Genomic DNA, 1685 nt, shown 5'->3' on the forward strand with positions numbered 1-1685 from the left:
AGTTCGGGGAGGGAGTCGTGGAGGGCGGCGTCCCACCAGGTGACGACGAGCACCCGGTCCCCCGGCGCCCGGAACGTCTCCCGCCGCACCGGCTCCCGCGGCAACCCCTGCTCCCGCGCCCACGCGAGCAGTTCCTCCCCGCGGCCCTCGGCCGCCCTGGCCTCCCACATCAGCGCCACCGTCACGAGTACAGGTTCTCCTTCGACACCTCGTGCACGTGATCGTGCGAGTGCGCATGCCCGTGCCCGGGCCCGTGCGTGTGCGCGTACCCCTCCGCCCCCTCGGGAGCCGGCACGTGCGGTTCGGTCACCGGCAGCGAGGAGTCCGCGGACAGGTCCCACGCGGACGCGTCCCGCCCGCGCGCCACCATCTCCGCGCCGAGCGCCGCGACCATCGCCCCGTTGTCTGTGCACAGCTTCGGCCGCGGCACCCGCAGCCGGATGCCCGCCGCCTCGCACCGCTCCTGGGCCAGCGCCCGCAGCCGCGAGTTCGCGGCGACGCCGCCGCCGATCATCAGGTGGTCGACGCCCTCGTCCTTGCAGGCGCGCACCGCCTTGCGGGTAAGGACGTCCACCACCGCCTCCTGGAAGGACGCGGCGACGTCACGGACCGGCACCTCCTCGCCCGCCGCCCGCTTCGCCTCGATCCAGCGGGCCACCGCCGTCTTCAGGCCGGAGAAGGAGAAGTCGTAGGCGGGGTCGCGCGGGCCGGTGAGGCCGCGCGGGAAGGAGATGGCGTTCGGGTCGCCCTCCCTGGCGTACCGGTCGATCACCGGGCCGCCCGGGAAGCCCAGGTTGAGCACCCGGGCGATCTTGTCGAAGGCCTCGCCGGCCGCGTCGTCGATGGTGGCGCCCATCGGCCGCACGTCGGAGGTGATGTCCGAGGACAGCAGCAGCGAGGAGTGACCGCCGGAGACCAGCAGCGCCATCGTCGGCTCGGGCAGCGGCCCGTGCTCCAGCTGGTCCACGCAGATGTGCGAGGCCAGGTGGTTGACGCCGTAGAGCGGCTTGCCGAGCGCGTACGCGTACGCCTTGGCGGCGGAGACGCCGACCAGCAGCGCGCCCGCGAGGCCGGGACCGGCGGTGACCGCGATGCCGTCGAGGTCCTTGGCGCTGACGCCCGCGTCCTTCAGGGCCCGCTGGATCGTGGGGACCATCGCCTCCAGGTGGGCCCGGGAGGCCACCTCGGGCACGACGCCGCCGAAGCGGGCGTGCTCGTCGACGCTGGAGGCGACGGCGTCGGCCAGCAGGGTGGTGCCGCGGACGATGCCGACGCCGGTCTCGTCGCAGGAGGTCTCGATGCCGAGGACGAGGGGCTCGTCCCGCAGGTCAGCCATGGTTCCGGGTTCCTTGTGCAGCGGAGGGAGTGACGGCGGTGGGCGCGGAGGCCGGGTCGGTCAGGCGCATGACGAGGGCGTCGACGTTGCCCGGCTGGTAGTAGCCGCGGCGGAAGCCGATCGGTTCGAAGCCGAACCTCTCGTACAGCTTCTGGGCGCGGACGTTGTCGACGCGGACCTCGAGCATCACCTCGTGACACTCGAAGTCGGTGGCGGCGCGCAGCAGTTCGGACAGCAGCCGGCTGCCCAGGCCGGTGCCCTGGTGGCCGGGGGCGACGGCGATGGTCTGGACGTCGCCCTGGTCGCCGGCGGCGGCGAGCCCGGCGTAGCCGGCCAGTTCACCCGCCGG

Annotated in this window: 2 protein-coding genes and 1 pseudogene; all 3 read right to left on the reverse strand. The window is 73.9% G+C overall.

Going from position 1 to position 1685, the window contains the following annotated elements; all coding sequences use genetic code 11:
• Nucleotides 1-185, reverse strand: a pseudogene (locus tag ACOV8S_RS17115) (hypothetical protein); the annotation flags it as partial.
• Nucleotides 182-1336 carry a tRNA (adenosine(37)-N6)-threonylcarbamoyltransferase complex transferase subunit TsaD gene (gene tsaD / locus ACOV8S_RS17120; RefSeq protein WP_448318661.1) on the reverse strand — a complete coding sequence of 385 codons (1155 nt, stop codon included), beginning with the start codon at nt 1334-1336 and terminating at the stop codon, nt 182-184. The pseudogene ACOV8S_RS17115 and the gene tsaD, both read right to left, overlap by 4 nt.
• Nucleotides 1329-1685: ribosomal protein S18-alanine N-acetyltransferase (rimI, locus tag ACOV8S_RS17125; RefSeq protein ID WP_448318662.1), on the reverse strand; the 357-nt coding region annotated here is incomplete at its 5' end. The genes tsaD and rimI, both read right to left, overlap by 8 nt.

Source organism: Streptomyces sp. CO7, from assembly GCF_053474865.1.